The 17,943-nt window shown below is 62.7% G+C and carries 14 protein-coding genes and 1 pseudogene; 6 read left to right on the forward strand and 9 right to left on the reverse strand.

Annotated elements, in window-relative coordinates; all coding sequences use genetic code 11:
- Nucleotides 1-70: 70 nt before the first annotated feature.
- Entirely contained in the window at nucleotides 71-3,433 is a 3,363-nt protein-coding gene (locus tag ACXR0M_RS20225; RefSeq protein WP_458833539.1) for a hypothetical protein, read from the forward strand.
- 315 nt (nucleotides 3,434-3,748) lie between these two features.
- Here ACXR0M_RS20225 and ACXR0M_RS20230 read toward each other — a convergent pair whose 3' ends face one another.
- The 9 genes and pseudogenes from ACXR0M_RS20230 to cbiE form a co-directional block, all read right to left on the reverse strand.
- Nucleotides 3,749-5,128, reverse strand: coding sequence for a PepSY-associated TM helix domain-containing protein (locus ACXR0M_RS20230; protein WP_458833540.1), 1,380 nt, complete (start codon nucleotides 5,126-5,128; stop codon nucleotides 3,749-3,751).
- A gap of 152 nt (nucleotides 5,129-5,280) precedes the next feature.
- Nucleotides 5,281-7,401: a TonB-dependent copper receptor gene (locus tag ACXR0M_RS20235; protein WP_458833541.1), complete on the reverse strand. Its 2,121-nt coding sequence runs from the start codon at nucleotides 7,399-7,401 to the stop codon at nucleotides 5,281-5,283.
- A gap of 85 nt (nucleotides 7,402-7,486) precedes the next feature.
- Nucleotides 7,487-7,933 carry a DUF2946 domain-containing protein gene (locus ACXR0M_RS20240; protein WP_458833542.1) on the reverse strand — a complete coding sequence of 149 codons (447 nt, stop codon included), beginning with the start codon at nucleotides 7,931-7,933 and terminating at the stop codon, nucleotides 7,487-7,489.
- Between the two features lie 21 nt (nucleotides 7,934-7,954).
- Complete coding sequence (locus ACXR0M_RS20245; RefSeq protein WP_458833543.1) at nucleotides 7,955-8,431, reverse strand: copper chaperone PCu(A)C; 477 nt, start codon at nucleotides 8,429-8,431, stop codon at nucleotides 7,955-7,957.
- Nucleotides 8,432-8,479: 48 nt separating this feature from the next.
- Nucleotides 8,480-8,878, reverse strand: coding sequence for a DUF2946 domain-containing protein (locus ACXR0M_RS20250; RefSeq protein ID WP_458833544.1), 399 nt, complete (start codon nucleotides 8,876-8,878; stop codon nucleotides 8,480-8,482).
- A 97-nt stretch (nucleotides 8,879-8,975) separates the two neighbouring features.
- A pseudogene (locus tag ACXR0M_RS20255) lies at nucleotides 8,976-9,094 on the reverse strand (helix-turn-helix domain-containing transcriptional regulator); the annotation flags it as partial.
- Between the two features lie 217 nt (nucleotides 9,095-9,311).
- A complete protein-coding gene (locus ACXR0M_RS20260; RefSeq protein WP_458833545.1) occupies nucleotides 9,312-10,040 on the reverse strand; it encodes a cobalt-precorrin-6A reductase in 729 nt (242 codons plus the stop codon).
- The gene (locus tag ACXR0M_RS20265) at nucleotides 10,037-11,134 is read right to left on the reverse strand and encodes a cobalt-precorrin-5B (C(1))-methyltransferase (protein ID WP_458833546.1); all 1,098 of its coding nucleotides are present in this window, start codon (nucleotides 11,132-11,134) and stop codon (nucleotides 10,037-10,039) included. Before ACXR0M_RS20265 ends, ACXR0M_RS20260 begins: the two co-directional genes overlap by 4 nt.
- Nucleotides 11,127-12,338, reverse strand: coding sequence for a precorrin-6y C5,15-methyltransferase (decarboxylating) subunit CbiE (gene cbiE / locus ACXR0M_RS20270; RefSeq protein WP_458833547.1), 1,212 nt, complete (start codon nucleotides 12,336-12,338; stop codon nucleotides 11,127-11,129). Before cbiE ends, ACXR0M_RS20265 begins: the two co-directional genes overlap by 8 nt.
- Before the next feature lie 239 nt (nucleotides 12,339-12,577).
- Between cbiE and ACXR0M_RS20275 the strand changes: the two genes are divergently transcribed.
- The 5 genes from ACXR0M_RS20275 (at nucleotide 12,578) to cobJ (ending at nucleotide 17,719) form a co-directional block, all read left to right on the forward strand.
- The gene (locus tag ACXR0M_RS20275) at nucleotides 12,578-13,234 is read left to right on the forward strand and encodes a hypothetical protein (RefSeq protein WP_458833548.1); all 657 of its coding nucleotides are present in this window, start codon (nucleotides 12,578-12,580) and stop codon (nucleotides 13,232-13,234) included.
- Between the two features lie 142 nt (nucleotides 13,235-13,376).
- Nucleotides 13,377-14,675, forward strand: a complete 1,299-nt coding sequence (gene cobG, locus ACXR0M_RS20280; protein WP_458833549.1) for a precorrin-3B synthase — start codon at nucleotides 13,377-13,379, stop codon at nucleotides 14,673-14,675.
- Nucleotides 14,668-15,294: a precorrin-8X methylmutase gene (locus tag ACXR0M_RS20285; RefSeq protein WP_458833550.1), complete on the forward strand. Its 627-nt coding sequence runs from the start codon at nucleotides 14,668-14,670 to the stop codon at nucleotides 15,292-15,294. Before cobG ends, ACXR0M_RS20285 begins: the two co-directional genes overlap by 8 nt.
- Nucleotides 15,291-16,025: a precorrin-2 C(20)-methyltransferase gene (locus ACXR0M_RS20290; RefSeq protein WP_458833551.1), complete on the forward strand. Its 735-nt coding sequence runs from the start codon at nucleotides 15,291-15,293 to the stop codon at nucleotides 16,023-16,025. Before ACXR0M_RS20285 ends, ACXR0M_RS20290 begins: the two co-directional genes overlap by 4 nt.
- The gene (cobJ, locus tag ACXR0M_RS20295; protein ID WP_458833552.1) at nucleotides 16,025-17,719 is read left to right on the forward strand and encodes a precorrin-3B C(17)-methyltransferase; all 1,695 of its coding nucleotides are present in this window, start codon (nucleotides 16,025-16,027) and stop codon (nucleotides 17,717-17,719) included. Before ACXR0M_RS20290 ends, cobJ begins: the two co-directional genes overlap by 1 nt.
- The last annotated feature ends 224 nt before the right edge of the window (nucleotides 17,720-17,943 follow it).

Genomic DNA, 17,943 nt, shown 5'->3' on the forward strand with positions numbered 1-17,943 from the left:
ACCACCGGCCGACCGCGCTCGCGGGATAGCTTTGACACTCCGCACAAAACCCAATGGATCCGGAGTGCTCATGGAAGAACAAACAACACCTCACCGCACCGCGCCACTGATGAGTCGCGAATTTCTAAGTGCCGATGATGCGGCCCGCTACGCCCATGAACGGGTTGGCGAGCGCCGTGACCGGCAATTTCTTGCGATGATTTTTCAGCGCGAGCAGCGCTATGTTGTCACCGAGCCGGTCGAGGCCGGTGGCGACCTGCTGGATCAACAGCTGTTTGCAGTGGACGCGGCCGGGCGCGCGATGTACCCGGACAAGCACGTCCTGCACAGCCTGTTCTACTCGCATCAGGCGTTGTCGACGCTGGATGCGGCACGGATCGAGCGTCTGAAGTGGACGCGCACGGATGCGATCATCAGCTTGCAGATGTTCAGCATTCACGAGTTGTTTCACATCGTCGCGCAAGGGGTGCCGGCCTACTTGTCGGGGGCCGAAGACAGTCTGCTGTGGTTTGAATCGGACCCGGTCAGTTGGCCTGCGCTGTTGCAGCGCCTGGGTACGCTGGCGCATCCGGGGCCGCTGGCGCAGGGCCTGGAGCAGGGCAGTGTGCTGCCCATCGCCTTCGTGCAGCAGGTGGCGAGTGCCGGTACGTTACGCATCGTCATCGACAACGCGTTGTGGGGGCACCGGCAAACCCTCACCGAGCATTGGGGCGCCTACCCGGAAATGGGCGAGCGGCCAGTGCCCAAACCGGTGTCGTTCGGTGCCGTATTCGCTTCGGCTGATGCCGCCGCGCAAGACCGTTTCGCTCGTGGTGTGCAGTACCGTGATCAGGAGCGGACATGGTTCGGCTTCATCCTCAAGCGCGAAGGCCTGGAGGAATACATCGCCTCGGAACTGGTGGCGGTCAACGGCGTGCGTGACAAGCTGTTTTCCCGGCACAGTCTGTTTCCTGAATCGCCCCACGCCACGCAGTCGGCCATGCCCCAGGGCTTTCGGCGTTACGCGTATTTTTATTCCCGGCAACGGGTGACCCGCTTTCGCCCGAACCGCGGCTGGCTGGCCGAGCACTTCATCGTACCCAGGGATCTGTTCGTCGCCGTGTATGACTCGCGGCGCCCGCCGGTGGTGGAGGGCAGGGGGTCGATCCCGACCTACATCGCGACCCAGGATGGCGCCTTGCTCAAGTACCTCATGCGCCCCAACAGCAAGCTGTTCGATAACAACACGCCGCACCTGACGCTGGATGACATCCAGTCCAATCTGGTTGCCGGCACGTTGTCGTCAACCGGCTTCGTCCGGGTGGTGGCCAACAGTGGTGAACTCAGCGTGCTGCACCCCAACACCTGTTGGGATCGGCCCGGCCGGATCGACAGCGAATGGTTGCCGGCACGGCACATCGAGCGCCGCCTGTTGAGCGCGGCTTTCCCGACCGCCGATGACGCTGCGCTGGCGGCGCGCGCCGAGGTGCCCGCGACGGCCGACAGGATCTTCGGCGGGCTGGTGCTGCGCCGCGCCGATGGATTGTTCGTCGCCACGCTGCCGGTCATCACGCCTGAGGAAAACTTCTCCGTGGACTGGATCTTCCCCGATGAAAGCGTCAGCGCCGGGCTGTTCCCCGCCGGATGCTCGATCGTCGCACGCTACCGCTCGCGGTCGGCGCGGGAAGTGCCTGTGGTGCTCGATAGCACGCAAAAGCAGCTGTATCTGAACATGCTCTCGGTGGACGTGGTGTACAGCGCGTTTCAGCGTGAGGGCCGGATGCAGGATGAATACCTGTTCGGCCCGGACGGCTCGGTGATCCGCTATCAATGTGGCGTGTGGAACCAGTTCCGGGCCAACCTGGCCAGCGCACTGACCGACTTTGCCAGCCTGCCCCACGACCTGGATGCCGCGTGGATTCGCAAGCGCATTCACGAAGGGCAACTGACCCCGTACAAGTGGGTCGATTCCCTGGCCCGCAATGGCTATCTGCGCGTAGTGTCAGGCAGTCCGACCTGGGGCGCGCCACGCGCTGTCAGCGAGTTCAGTGCAGCGTCGCTCAAGCACCCTTCGCCGCCGCGCCTTTACACGCCTGCCATCAGCGAGCCGCGCTACAGCCCGGCCTTTGCCCAGGAAGCCGCGGCGGCTCGTTATGCCCACGAGCGGGCCGGCGAGCGTGGCGTGGCCAGCTTCGGTTTCATTCTGTACAACGAGCGCCACAAACAGTTCGTCAGCACCTTGCCCATTGCACTGCAGAATTCGGCGCTGGCCTACGACAGGGTCTTCCCCGAAGGCAAGCCACTGTCGGGGTATAAGATCAATGCGGTTTACCTGTGCGCCGCACGCACTGGCGACCGTGCAGAAGACGGCGACCGCGCGCACTTTTTCTCCCCGCTCGCGGTGCACCTGCTGCTCGCCCGAGCCAAATTGGGACAGGCGTATAAACCGGTCTATCTGTCGTGCAGCGACGGCGCCTTGCTGCGGTTCGAAATGGACCCCTTCGAGCCAGGCAAGACGCTGGATGAGTTCGGTCAGTCAGCGCTGTTTTCCAACAAGTTCGGACTGATCGATCAGGCCAATGCTGACGAGCGTGATATACGCGAGCAGCGCTTTTCCTTGCAGAGCTATATTCGGCGCATGGCACGTGCCGGGACCCTGGAAGTGCTGGTGCCGAGCGCGTTCTGGGGCAAGGGTTACGTCCGGGGTGAGTGGCAACCGCGTCAGTCGGGCATGAGCGAGCAGGAGTTGTGGAGCTGGAAGCCCGAGCTGGCCATGGGGCCGGTGTTTCATCATCCGGACGACGCCGCCCGCTATATTCAACAGCGTGCGGTCAACTCCCCCGGGCGCTTTACCACCTACGAAAGTGCAATTCTGACGCGCCCCAATACCAACACCTACTGCGGGCTGGAGCCGTTGTCACGTCGGGACCAGACCAATGGACCGATGGAGCGGATCTTTCGCACGGCGAGTGACCCGGACACCAATCCGCGCAACAAGGCGCCACGCTTTGCCGCCGGTTTCGAGGTGCTGGCCAGCCATCAACTGTATTTCTCGGGCACGACCTTGCCGGCCGCCGATGAGGAAAAGGTGTATGCCAACTTTCCTTCGCCGTGGTTCATGTATGTGCACACCCATGCCTTGAAAGCCAAGGGCTTTGCGCTGCAGATGTATTACTACTCGACGCCTCATGGGGCATTGATCAAGTACGTGCCGACCTGGTGGGAAGATGAGAAAAAATTGCTGCTGACCAAGGAAAAGGAATGGGTCGCAGGGCAATGGCGCATCAAGTTATCGACCGCAGAGTTCATCTCGAAACTGGCCGAGATGGGTGAACTGCGGGTCTTGAAGGCCGCGTTCTACTGGAACCGCACGGGGCGTCTGGGCAATCAATGGAAGGTCAGCCGCCAGCAGTTCCCGGTGGCCCCGGTGAAGTTTCAGCGCGACGAGTTGTAAGTGTCAGACGAGGTACTGTCGGTAATGGCCGCACCGCCAGAGGCTTGTTCCCCCGCGAAACCAGTGCGGGAGCGAGCTTGCCCGCGAAAAGGTTGATGCGATCTGAAACAGAGGGTCCGCCCGGCTCGCCGTTTCTCAACGGCGAGCCGGGCGGACGGTTTTAGCACTGAACAAGCCGGCCGCTAGCCTGATACTGTTCACTTAACCTGTGGCTAAATCCCCTCGCCACAAGGTTCTGTAAAATTTGAGTGAACAGCATCAGGGCCGTTAGCCAGGATTATTTACAGCACGTTTTCTCCGCACTTCCCGGCTGCATCATGAAGAAGATGCTGACGATTCCACCTGTTTGCCGAAGCGCGGCGCCAGCCAGAGATCCAGCAACCACACCACCACCAGCGAAGCGCCCACCAACGGGAATATCACCGCCAGCACCAGCATGATCGCCACGCCGGTTTTCCACTTCGGCAGATCATGACGCAGCGGCGGTACGCCGAACCTGCCTTGTGGCCGGCGTTTCCACCAGATCACCACACCGCTGACGGCGCTGAGCAGAATCATCAGGCAAATCAGCAGCACGATGATCTGGTTGACGGTGCCGAACATCTTGCCTTCGTGCAACATCACGCCGATTTCCGTGGCCCGCGCCACTGCGCCGTACTGTTCGAAACGTACATCGGCCAGCACCTTGCCGGTGTATTGATCGACGTGCAGGGTGGCGTCGTTGCGCGGGTCGTCGGCGAATACGGCGATAGTGAATACGCCGGTGGCGGTGCTCGGCAGGGTGATGCTGTAGCCCGGCTCGAGTTTGCGCTCAGCCGCGATGTCCTGCACTGCTTGCAGGCTGATGATCGGCGCGGCCGGGCCGTGGTTCATGCCGCCGTGAGCCATGTGTTCGGCATGATCGCCGGACATCGGCATCGGTGTGTTTTCCATCGCCCAGGGCACGGTCTGCCGTGCAGCGCTGTTGAGGCTGCCGGCCTCGATGTCGGAGGTCGGTACGTTGTCCCACATCGCGGCCGGAAACACGTTCCACACCTGGACGTACTGCTTGCCCCAGAACCCGGTCCAGGTCATGCCGCTGAGCAGCATCACCAACAATAACCCTGCGCCCCAGAATCCGGTGACCGCGTGCAGGTCGCGCCACAACAGGCGACCACGACGGTTCAGCCGCGGCCACAAAATCCCCGCCGCCTGACCGCGCGGCCACCACAGGAATACCCCGGAAACCACCAGCACCACGCCCCAGCCAGCGGCCATTTCGATCAGGCGGTCACCCACCGTGCCGATCATCAGCTCACCGTGAATCTGCCGGGCGATGGCTTGCAGATTCTGCTTGGCATCCTGCTCGCCAAGGATGTCGCCGTGGTACGGATCAACGAAGACGTTGAGTTCGTGGCCCTGACTCTTCACGACAAACTGGGCACTGCGTTCGGCGTTGGCTGGCGGCAGGTACTGGGTGATCTGCCCCTGTGGATAAGCGTTTTTCACCCGCTGCAGCAGGTCGTCGGCCGGCACTGTGTGATGCCCGGCCGGGACGTTGAGCAGGCTGCTGTACATCAGTGAGTCGAGTTGCGGTTTGAACAAATAAATGATGCCGGTCAGGGCCAGCATCACCATGAACGGGGCGACGAACAGACCGGCGTAGAAATGCCAGCGCCAGGCCAGGTTGTAGAAATTCGGTTGGGGCTTTTGCATCACGTTTGCTCCGCTTGGCTTGGATTTTTTAGTTGTTCTGCACCCTTGTGGGAGCGAGCTTGCTCGCGAAGGCGGCGTATCAGGCCACATCGATGTTGGATGTGCCGCCCCCTTCGCGAGCAAGCTCGCTCCCACAGGGTGGGATTGGACTGTTAGAAACTCATGTCGACCTTGGTCCAGAGCGTGCGCCCTGGTTCATTGATCGCTTGCGGGTCGTTGGCCGGATAGCCGAAACCGGCGTTGCCCGCCAGGTTCAGGTGTTCGGCGTAAGCCTTGCCGAACAGGTTGTCGACGCCGCTGCTGACCTTCCAGTGTTTGTTGATCCGGTAGGCGCCGTTGAGCGAGAACACGCCGAAACCACCGCTCTTGTCGTAGTCCTTGCCGACCACGTTGCCCTTGTTCTGGTCGATGCGGTTTTGCGCCGCCACCACCCGCCACAGCGCCCCGGCGCTCCAGTTGTTTTCGCTGTACATGAGGCCGAAACGCGCATCCAGCGGCGGCATTTGCGGCAGGGCCTGGCCGTCGCTGCTGTTCTTGCCCCAGGCGTAGGCCAGGGTCGCGTCGGCTTTCCAGTGCTCGGTGAGCTTGTACGCTGCGCCGAGTTCGCCACCCATGATCCGCGCGTCGATGTTTTCCGCGCGGGAGCTGCTCATGCCCATCATCGTCGGTGTGTAATCGAACAGGATGTAATCGCGCACCACGCCGATGTAACCCGAGGCCCAGGCTTCGAGTTCGGCGGTCTTGTAGTTCACGCCAAAGTCGAACTGGGTGGTCTTTTCCGGCTTGATCGAGTCGAACGCATTGAGTGAGCCTGCCGGGCCGGACTTGGGCGAAAACAGTTCCCAGTAATCCGGAAAACGCTGCGCATGACCGAGGCCGGCGTACAGCGTGGCCGGGCTGTTGGCCAGGTCATGCTCGTAACGCACGAAACCACTGGGCAGCGTGTCGGCGCGGGTGTCGTCGGCGGTCGGGTTTGGCCGGCTCATCATCCCCGAGCCAATGCTCTGTCGATAATCCTTGGCCGAGGCACGATCAACCCGGGCGCCGGTGACCAGTCGATCACGGTCCGCGGCGTACCAGGTCATTTCGCTGAACACGCCATAGTTATGGAAGTCGGCGTCCTTGCTGTACGGTTGATCCTTGTAAGTGTCGATGCCCATGCCGCTGCGCTGGCGGTGCTCGTTGGTCTGCGCATCGAGGCCGGTGATCAACTGGATATCGGCCCAGCGCCAGGTGGCCTTGATCCGCGCGCCGAGAGTACGGCGGTCGACGTTGGACGCCATCGGCCCGGCCATCATTCCGGTGCCGGACGGCGTGCGCAGGGTGTAGTTGTCCATCACATGGTCGGCGTAGTTGTAGTAGACCTGTGCCTCGAGTTTTTCCAGCACCTCAGTGATGTTGGATTTTTCGAAGCGCAGGCCGAGGCTTTCGCGCAGGAACTGCGAACCGTCCATGCCGCGTCCGGCGTAGCGCGCTTCGCCGTCGCCCTTGCCGGCGGTGAGTTCGATCAGGGTGTCGGTGTCCGGGGTCCAGCCGAGCGCGATGTCACCGTTCCACTTGTCGTAGCGCGACGGCACCGTGTCGTTATTGCCGTCGCGGTAGTCGTCGGAGTGCGCGGTGTTGCCGATCACCCGCACGTAACCCAACGGCCCGCCGGCAGCAGCGTCGATGACCTTGTCGAAGCGCCCGTTGGAGCCGGCCAGTACGCTGGCGTTCAGCCGCGTACCGAGTTCGCCGAAGCTTTCCGGCTCCCGGTCAAAGAGGATCGTGCCGGCTGATGCGCCGGGCCCCCAGAGCACGCTTTGCGGGCCTTTGATCACTGTGAGTTGGTCGTAGGTTTCCGGCGAGATGTACGAGGTCGGCGCGTCCATGCGCCCGGGGCAGGCGCCGAGCAACATGCTGCCGTTGGTGAGGATATTCAGGCGCGAACCGAACATGCCGCGCAGCACCGGATCGCCGTTGGTGCCGCCATTGCGCACCAGGGCGAAGCCGGGAATGGTCTTCAGGTAATCGCCGCCGTCGCTGGCTGGCACTGGTTGGCGCGGATCCTTGAGATTGGTGACGATGGTCAGCGGCGAGCTCGGGGCGATGGCGGTGATCACCGTCGGACTCAGTTCTTCAGTGTGGCCGGCGTGCTCATCGGCGTGGACCAGTGGGGACAACAGGACGCCGCAAAGGGCGGCGACAGCGTGCGAGAAACGAATGCGCGATTCGTTCAAGGCGGAGGACGCCCGAGCAGTGCTCAAACGTGGAACAGCGGAAAACCTGGACATGACAATTTCCATCAAACAGTCGTAAACGACACGGCCGGCAGCCTGAAGCTGTCTTCTCAATCGTGTGCAATCAAAGGTGCGGGGTTTACGCGGCGATGGGCGGGGCGCGGGTGCGGGCGCCGGGGAAGAAGGTTTGCCGGGCATGGCCCAGGCGCGGGGAGGGCGCGGTGAACGTATTGACGTGGGCGATGCTGAAGGTGGCGAAGCTGCCGCCACCGGTCAGCGCCGGGCAGTTGAACAGCAGGCTGCAGTAACCGCACTTCTCCCACAGCACATGGTGCGAGGATTGCGGCGGGCAGTGTTCGGCCGAGGGTTTCGCGTCATGCGCGGAGTGATCCATGCCCGCCATGTCCATCGACATGTCCATGCTCATCGGCATGGATGTCGAGGCGTGTTGATCCATCGGCATCGACTGAGAAATCAGCGGGCCGATGAATATCATCAACATGGCGAACAGGGCGATCCAGCTACCGCGAGTCAGCGTGTGGCTCTGGCGATGCTTGCTGGACGCCCCGGCGCGTTGCGGGCGCACGGGTGTGCTCAGCCGGATCGATTACTGGGCGTGGTCGTGCGCTTTGGTTTCCGGTGGCTTTTTCTGTACCGCGACTTCGACGGTCACATCACCGGCCTTGTCGAAATGCAGGGTCAGCGGGAAGCGTTTGCCGTCGCTGAGCAGGCTGCGGTCTTTCGGGTTGAGCAGCATCACGTGATAAGCCATCGGCGCGAATGTCACCTTGCCGCCGGCCGGAATCACCACGCTGGGCACCTGCTGCATTTTCATCAGATCGCCCTGCATCACGTGTTCGTGCAGTTGCGCCTGGTCAGTGATCGGCGAATCGACGCTGAGCAGGCGGTCGTCGGTGTCGCCGGGATTGCTGATCACGAAATAAGCGGCGACGGTCGGCGCATTCGGCGGCAGTTCCTGCGACCACGGATGCGCGATTTCCAGCTCGCCGGCCTTGTATTCGTGGGCATGGGCGAAGCACGCCGGCAGCAACAGCGCAGCGATGACGATGAGTTTGTTCAACATGGCAGGTCTCCAGAACGATTTGATACGCAGGTCAATTGCGAGAACAAATCAAACCAGAGGCGAGGCGCGGGGATTGAGACTGGGCCATTGCTGGCGCGGTGTTGGCGTTTGCAACGTGGGCGGTGCCACGCTGCGATTGCTTTCATAGCGAGCGAAATACAGCTGCGGAGCATGACCCGGCAGCGCCACCAGCGGCGCTGAGCCCGAGCAGCACCAGCAATGCTGCATGTTGGAATGGCTGTCGTTGGACGGGGCTTTCTGCTGCGGGGTGCCGATGTCGATGGCCACCATTTTCGTCCCGCTACCGGTGCAGAAACTGCTCCAGAGCAATTGTTCGGCCGGTGAATTGGCCGCCTGCGCCATCGCCCCGGTCATCGGCATGGCGAGCATGTTGAACAGCACTGCAAAGCAGGCGATCCAGGCAAATGCGAGCCGGTGTCGGTTCATGGGACAGATCCGTTGGGTGGGCAATCAGGCGCGGCTATTTAGCCTGATCAGGGCCGATAAGTAAAAAAGCGTCGTGCGGTTTGGTGTCGCAGATCAATCAAACCGCGACGGCATGCAATTTCACCCCAACGCTTTCATGACTTTCATGATAGTCGCGAATTCAGGATTGCCATTGCTGCTCAATGCTTTGCAGTGGCTCTCACGGCCCACGTGAGCATATAACCGGCATTTAGCGGGCAGTCAGTGGTTCTTTAAGTTGTTGTATGCCGCATCCGGTTTCGCTGTAGGGCAAAGGACAGAGGATTACAGGACTGACGCCTTCGCGGGCAAGCCCGCTCCCACAGGATCGGCGGCGTACATAGACAATGTGGCCGGCACTGACCACTGTGGGAGCGGGCTTGCCCGCGAAGGCGTCTTTGAGATTTGCGATGAGTTAAATCCGGTTGAAGGAAGCGAGGCCAGCAAGGACTTCAGACGTCGTCAGAAACTCCCGATCAACCCCCGGCAACACCGGCCGCTTCAACACCATCACCGGCACCCCACGCTCGCGCGCCACTTCCAGCTTCGGCTCGGTCGCAGTGCTGCCGCTGTTCTTGCTGATCAACACGTCGATCTGCCGGCGTTCGAACAGCGCGCGTTCATCTTCCAGCAGAAACGGCCCGCGGGCGCCGATGACTTCGCAGCGTGCGTTGCCGGGGTAGACGTCGAGGGCGCGCAGGGTCCAGAACTGGTGGGCGGGGATTTCATCGAGGTGCTGCAGCGGTTCGCGGCCGAGGGTGAACAGCGGGCGGCGGAACGGTTCAAGGGCGTTGATCAGCTCGGCCCAGTCACTGACTTCACGCCAGTCGTCGCCCGCTTGCGGCTGCCACGCGGGACGGCGCAGCGCCCAGCAGGGGATGCCGGCGAGTTGCGCGGCGCGGGCGGCGTTGTGGCTGATTTGTGCGGCGTAGGGGTGGGTCGCGTCGAACAGCAGGCCGATGCCCTCAGTGCGAACGAACTGCGCCAGTCCTTCGGCACCGCCGTAGCCGCCGACGCGCACTTGGCAAGTCAGGTCGGTCGGCACCCGCCCCACGCCGGCCAGGCTGTAAATGTGTTGCGGCCCCAACGTACGGGCGATGGCCAGCGCTTCGGTGACGCCGCCGAGCAACAAGATCCGCTTCATGCAAAACCTCCGGCGTGGCCGACGATGCCGCCCTGACGATCAATCGCGAACACCTCGACCTGGACCTGCGTCGGCACCACGCTGCGGGCGAAATTCAGCGCATGGCGGCAGACTTCATCACCGAGGGCGATGCCCGCCGCACTGGCCATCGCCAGCGCCTGCTGACTGGTGTTCGCCGCACGAATGCCGTGCTGCAAAACCTCATCGGCGCCAATCGCCGCCGCCCATGAGGCCAGTTGCGGCAGGTCGATGCTTGAATGTCGCGAGTGCAAATCCATGTGTCCGGCCGCCAGTTTGCTGATCTTGCCAAAACCGCCGCACAGGCTGAGTTTATCTACCGGCACTTTGCGCAGATGCTTGAGCACTGCGCCGACAAAATCGCCCATTTCGATCAGGGCGATTTCCGGCAGGTCGTAGACCCGGCGCATGGTGTCCTCGCTGGCGTTGCCGGTGCAGGCGGCGATGTGTAGGTAGCCGTTGGTTTTCGCCACGTCGATGCCTTGGTGAATCGAGGCGATGTAGGCCGCGCAGGAGAACGGCCGGACGATGCCACTGGTGCCGAGGATCGACAGACCGCCGAGAATACCCAGACGCGGGTTCATGGTTTTCAGCGCCAGCGCTGCGCCGCCCTCAACGTTGACCGTGACTTCGAAACCACCGGCATAACCAGTCTCGGCGGCAAGCAGGTGCAGGTGATCGCTGATCATCCGGCGTGGCACCGGATTGATCGCCGGCTCGCCGACGCCAAGCACCAGCCCCGGCCGGGTCACGGTGCCGACACCGGCGCCGGCGATAAAGCGAATGCCCGGCTCGGCCAGCAGTCGCACCTGCGAATAAAGCAGCGCTCCGTGCGTTACATCGGGGTCGTCACCGGCATCCTTGATCGTTCCGGCTTCGGCGCCGCCCTCGCTCAAACGGCAGAATTCCAGACGCATCTGCACCTGCTTGCCCTTGGGCAGGGTGATCTGCACCGCATCCGCCGCGCCACCACCCAGCAACAGACGCGCGGCGGCGAGGCTGGTGGCGGTGGCGCAACTGCCGGTGGTCAGGCCGCTGCGCAGGGGCGCGGGTTGTTCGGCGGTTTCGTCACGCATCGAGGGGTTTGACCAGATCCAGCAACGTAATCGGTAGCGCCTGGCGCCAGGTATCGAATTCCCCGAGCGGTTGCGCCTGAGCAATATGAATTCGCGTCAGCTCGCCGCCGTGGCGTTCGCGCCAGCCCATCAAGGTCATTTCACTTTGCAGCGTCACGGCGTTGGCGACCAGTCGGCCGCCGGGTTTGAGTTGTGCCCAGCAGGTGTCGAGCACGCCCTCGCGGGTGACGCCGCCACCGATGAAAATCGCATCCGGTCGCTCCAGTCCTGCCAAGGCTTGCGGGGCGCTGCCGCGAATCAATTGCAGACCCGGCACGCCCAGCGCATCGCGGTTGTGTTCGATCAGTTGCTGGCGACCTTCATCCGCTTCAATGGCCAGGGCGCGGCAGCTCGGGTGAGCGCGCATCCATTCAATGCCGATCGAACCGCTGCCGGCGCCGACGTCCCACAGCAGCTCGCCGGGGATTGGCGCGAGGCGGGCGAGGGTGATGGCGCGCACGTCGCGTTTGGTCAGTTGGCCATCGTGGCTAAAGGCTGAGTCTGGCAGACCGGCGACACGCGCCAGACGCGGAGCATGGACCTCGGCCAGACATTCGATGGCGATCACGTTGAGGTCGGCCACTGGCTCGTCGTTCCAGTCGCGCGCGGTGCTGTCGATCCGTCGTTCGGCTGCGCCACCCAGATGTTCCAGCACACTCATGCGGCTCGGGCCGAAGCCGCGTTCGCGCAACATCGCCGCCACCGCAGCAGGGCTCTGACCGTCATTGCTCAGCAGCAACAGGCGCACACCGCTGACCAATTGCGCGTTGAGCGCTGCCAGCGGCCGGGCGACCAGCGACACAATCACCACATCCTGTAACGGCCAGCCAAGACGGGCGGCAGCGAGAGAGCAGGAGGACGGCGCGGGCAGTATCAGCATCTCTTCGCTGGGAATCAGCCGCGCCAGACTGGCACCGACGCCATAGAACATCGGGTCGCCGCTGGCCAGCACACACACCGCTTGACCCCGCAGCGCCAACACTGGCGCCAGCGAAAACGGGCTCGGCCACACTTGGCGTTCGCCACCGATACACGGCGGCAGCAAGTCCAGTTGGCGCTGACCGCCGATGATCCGCGAAGCGCTCAGCAGAGCATGCCGGGCATTCTTGCCCAGGCCCTTGAAGCCGTCTTCACCGATTCCCACCACCGTCAGCCAGGTTGTCATGCCGTTCATTAATCCAGAATTGCTCATCAGGAGCGGCATGATAACGCGACGGCTGTGATCTGACGCGGATCTGTCGCCCGAGCCGGCCTGCGCTCGACGATGGAAATGTGATGTATACGAAAACGCCTCTTGTAAAACCCCGGCATTTGTTAGTTTCGCTACTTCAACGGATCAATTTACCGTCATGGACAGTGTTGAATCCGAATCTGTAATAAATGCCAGGGTTGGCGAGGAAGTATATGAACGGGACTTCGAATCTGAGTGCGGTAAACAGTGCCGCGATTGTTGCAAGCAATGTGTTATTCACGGGTATTGAAGACAAGCGTCAGGCGGATAGTGAGTTTGTAAAAAATTGCACTTACCTGGCTCTACAGCGAGCGGATACAACCTACAACAGTTTTACCCATCCGCAAGCGTGGTTCGAACTTCTGTACGGTACGTTCTGGTCGTTTGGCTGGGAAGTTGACGAGCAACCGGTGACGGTGATCAAGGAAGATTTTTCCGGTTCGGTACAGCAAGTCTGGCGTCAGGCGACGGCGCGGATACTTTCCCGCGCGCAGCTTGCCCAAGTGGATGCCGCTCTCGCGGCAATCGAGAAAGATGTCACTTTACTGGAGCAGTTCACCAAGCTGGGCGGCAAGGTTTATCAGTCCAACATACTGCCGATCAGTTATACCGCCAGCGGGGAACTGGCGGTGGTACTGGGCAATGTGCGTTTTATCAAACTGGTGCTGGGCACGAAGTTTCTGTTCTGGGACATTCATCAACCGATGTCGCAGCTGGATATACGCGCCGTCAAACTGGTGATCAGGCGCCGGGTGATGGACGCCAATCGTTCCGCGGTGGACCAGGCAATGGCCGGTCTGGCGACGCGGTTTGAGGAGTTCGAACTCTGAAGGCACCGAGACCGCATTTACCGCACCCCTGAAATTCCGACCGGCAGGCATTTTCATGCACTCGGGCAAAGCAGGCATAATGGCGACCTTTCGCCCATAACAGCGCTGCCCGGCAGCCGGTCATCCCTTGAACGAACTTCCCTTGCATAGCGCATTACGCCCCTCTGGCTGTCCGGGGTTGTTGCGTATCGTCCAGGCGCTGGACGGCGGCATTTGCCGGATCAAGCTCGACGGCGGTTCGCTCGGCGCTGAACAGGCGGATGCCGTGGCCGCTGCTGCCGAGCGCTATGCCGGCGGGGTGATCGAAGCGACCAACCGCGGCAATCTGCAGATTCGCGGGATCGCTGCGCAATCGGCGGCGTTGATCGCCGACCTGCTGGCCGCCGGTCTCGGCCCGCGCACAGCGGGAGGCGACGATGTGCGCAATCTGATGCTCAGTCCGACGGCGGGTATTGATCGGTGGATGGCGTTCGACACTCGCCCGTTGGCCGGGCAAATTCTTGAAGCCTTGCAGACTCAGCCGCGCCTGCATGAGCTGAGCGCCAAGTTCGCCGTGCAACTGGACGGCGGCGAAGCGCTGGCGATGCTTGAGCATCCGCATGATCTCTGGCTGTCGGCCTTCGAACGCGGTGGAGAAACGCTGCTCGCCTTCGGTCTGGCCGGGTGCCCGACGGACCGGGCCAGCGGCGCGGTCACGGCGCAAAACGGGCTGGCGCTGGTGCTCGCGGTGCTGGAGTTGTTCCTCGATCTGGCCCGCCCCGAGCAGACCCGCATGCGTCATGTGCTCGATGAAGTGCCGGTGTCGGCGTTTCTCGCCAGGCTCGCCACGCGTGTTCAGCTGCTCGCCGTCGATGGCTGGCAGCGCTCATGCTCGGCGGATGTGTTGCATCTGGGGATGCATGCGCAGCGCGCCAGTAATCTGAGCTATGTCGGTGCCGCGCCGGCACTGGGCCGCCTCGATCCGAGCATGCTGCGCGGTGCAGCCGAACTGGCCCGACGCTTCGGCGATGGCACGCTGCGTGTCACCCCATGGCAAAGCCTGTTGCTGCCGAACGTAAAGAAGGCCGACACCGATCACCTGCTCGCAGAACTCGCCGCGCTGAGCCTGCTGACGGATCCCGCCGCGCCGCTGTCGCGTTTGATTGCCTGCACCGGTAGTCAGGGCTGCGGCAAAGGCCTGGCCGACAGCAAAGGCGACGCTCGGCTGTTGGCGAGTTTGTTGCCGCAAGCATTGCAGGTGCATGTGTCCGGCTGTGCGCGCTCCTGCGCCGCTGCGCACTGTGCCCCGGTCACCTTGCTGGCCGTCAGCCCCGGTCACTACGACCTCTATTTTCGCGATGCCACGCAGCCCGGTTTCGGTGCGTTGCACGCTCACAACCTTACTATCGAAGCGGTCGCGACCCTGCTCGCCGCCCGCTCACGGAGCCCCCTTGATGCTTGATTACATCCGCGACGGTCAGGAGATCTATCGCAACTCCTTCGCGATCATTCGCCGCGAGGCCAATCTGGCGCGCATTCCCGCCGATCTGGAAAAACTCGCGGTGCGGGTGATCCACGCCTGCGGCATGGTCGAGGCCATTGACGGTCTGCAGTTTTCCGAAGGCGCCGGCAAGGCCGGGCGCGATGCGCTGGCGGCCGGCGCGCCGATCCTGTGCGACGCGCGGATGGTATCCGAGGGCGTGACCCGTGCGCGGTTGCCGGCCAACAACGAGGTGATCTGCACCCTGCGCGACGAGCGCGTGCCGGAGTTGGCCCAGGAACTGGGCAACACGCGTTCGGCGGTGGCGCTGGAACTGTGGCGTCCACATCTTGCAGGCAGCGTGGTGGTGATCGGCAACGCACCGACGGCGCTGTTCTATCTGCTGGAAATGCTCGATGCCGGCGCCCCGAAACCGGCATTGATCCTTGGCTTCCCGGTGGGTTTCGTCGGCGCCGCCGAATCGAAGGCCGCGCTGGCCGCCGACAGCCGTGGCGTGCCGTTCGTGATCATGCAAGGCCGCCTCGGCGGCAGCGCCATGGCCGCCGCCGCCGTCAATGCCCTCGCCACGGAGGTCGAATGATGCAAGCCAAAGGACGTCTGCTGGGCCTCGGCGTAGGCCCCGGTGACCCGGAACTGATCACCGTCAAGGCCCTGCGCCTGCTGCGCGAATCGCCGGTGGTGGCGTACTTCGTCGCCAAGGGCAAGAAAGGCAACGCGTTCGGCATCATCGAAGCGCATCTGCAAGACGCACAGAACCTGTTGCCGCTGGTCTATCCGGTGACCACCGAAGCACTGCCGGCGCCGTTGTCCTACGAGCAGGTGATCAGCGATTTCTACGACGAGGCCGCCGAGGAAGTCGCGGCGCATCTGGAGGCCGGACGTGACGTGGCGGTGATCTGCGAAGGCGATCCGTTCTTCTATGGTTCCTACATGTACCTGCACGATCGCCTCGCCACGCGCTATGAAGCACAAGTGGTGCCGGGAGTTTGTTCGATGCTCGGCGGCGCCTCGGTGTTGGGCGCGCCACTGGTGTATCGCAATCAGAGTCTGTCGGTGCTGTCCGGGGTGTTGCCGCATGAGGATCTGAAGCGACGGCTGGCGGATGCCGACGCCGCGGTGATCATGAAGCTGGGGCGTAATTTTCCCAAAGTCCGCGCCGTGCTCGAAGAACTCGGTCTGGCCGAGCGCGCGCTGTATGTCGAGCGCGCGACCATGGCCAATCAGAAGATCGTGCCGATGGATCAGGTCGAGCCGATGTCCTCGCCGTACTTCTCGCTGATCATCGTCCCCGGCGAACGGTGGCAAGGCTGATGACCTCTCCGACTCCCGCCATCGTCATTCTCGGTCAGGGCAGCCTGGCCACGGCCCGGCGCATTCAGCAGCTGTACCCGACGGCACAGATTCACGGTCTGGCCGGCCGGGTCGAGGGCGCCGATTGCACCTATCAGGAATTCGGCGCGACCCTGCGTACGCTCTACCAGCAAGACACGCCGATCATTGCCCTGTGCGCTGCCGGCATTGTCATCCGTACGCTGGCGCCGCTGTTGCTGGAAAAAGGCGCCGAACCGGCGGTGCTGGCTGTCGCCGAGGACGGCAGCGCGGTCGTTCCGTTGCTGGGCGGACTAGGCGGCGTGAACGTCATGGCCCGGGAAATTGCCGCCTGTCTGCAAGTCACGGCTGCGATCACCACCAGTGGCGAACTGCGCTTTGGCACGTGCCTGCTCAATCCGCCGCCGGGCTACGTGCTGGATGATCTGGAGGCGGGCAAGCGTTTTGTTTCCGATCTGCTGGCCGGGCACAGCGTGCGTATCGAAGGCGCGGCGCCATGGCTTGCCCAGGCACAGTTGCCGCAGGACCCGCAGGCGCAACGGTCGATTCATGTCGGCAGCGAGGCGCGGGTGGCCGAGGCCAACGAGCTGCGGATTTATCCGCGCAGTGTCGCTGTCGCGGTGGGAGCCGGTGGCACTCAGAATATTCGCGCCGCTTTGCAGCAGGCCAATGTGGCGTTGCAATCGCTGGCCTGTCTCATCGCAGATGATGGGCAAATGACTGACTCGACCTTGCGTGACGCCGCGCTGGAATTGGGTGTGCCGTTGCGCTTCGTTGCGCAGCAGCAGGACATCGTCGAACTGGCCCGCAAAGCCGTGCCGGGGGCGAAGGTCACCGCGACACTTGCCGACGTCGCCGTCGCTGAGGCCGAGCAGCCTCTGCAGGTCAATGAGATTGGTCGCCCACGTGGACGGCTGGCCGTTATCGGCCTCGGTCCTGGCGCCGCCGACTTGATGGTGCCAGCGGTGAAAGCCGAACTGGCGCGTGCCACCGATGTGCTCGGCTACGAAACCTACGTGCGCATGGCTGGCCCGTTCCGCGACGATCAGGTGCAGCATTGCACCGACAATCGTGAAGAAATGCAGCGTGCCCGCCATGCTTTCCGGTTGGCGGCAGAGGGTCGTTCGGTGATTGTCGTTTCGTCTGGCGATCCTGGGGTGTTCGCCATGGCTGCCGCCGTGCTCGAAGCCTTGCACGAATCGGACGACCCCGCCTGGCACGGTGTCGATCTGCAGATCCTGCCGGGGGTTTCCGCTTCGCTGGCGACCGCCGCTCAGGCCGGTGCGCCGCTGGGACATGACTTCTGTGTGATGTCGCTGTCGGACAACCTCAAGCCGTGGTCGATCATCGAGAAACGCCTGGATCTGGCTGCGCAAGCCGATTTCGCGCTGGCGTTCTATAACCCGATCTCCCGTGCTCGCCCGTGGCAGTTGGGGCGCGCCCTGGAGATCGTTGCGCAGCACCGCACCACGCAAACGCCGGTGGTACTGGGCCGTGACGTTGGGCGTCCGGGGCAGACGCTGCGCGTCACGACGCTGGGAGCGCTGACGCCGGAACAGGTGGACATGCGGACCATGGTGCTGATTGGTTCTTCCACGACGTGCACATTTGCTCGCCCCGATGGTGGCGAGTGGGTATATACACCACGCTGGTATGGGGAAAAACCGACTTCGTGAGACAGAACTAACTATTGTCAGGATGTTTAAAAGAGGGGCTGTGAACTTTCGGGTTTTACAGCCCTTTTTGTCGCCGACAACTTTAACGGTCAAACAATGCTCGCAAACAGTCTTTAATGCTTGCGGTACTTATGTTGTTTGTTGTTTTCATGTTGTGTCGATGGACAATATTTGCATTGCTTGTCAATGGAATTGTTCTTTTTGGCTGCGTAGTTTTATCCCCG

Source organism: Pseudomonas sp. Eth.TT006 (assembly GCF_054456575.1).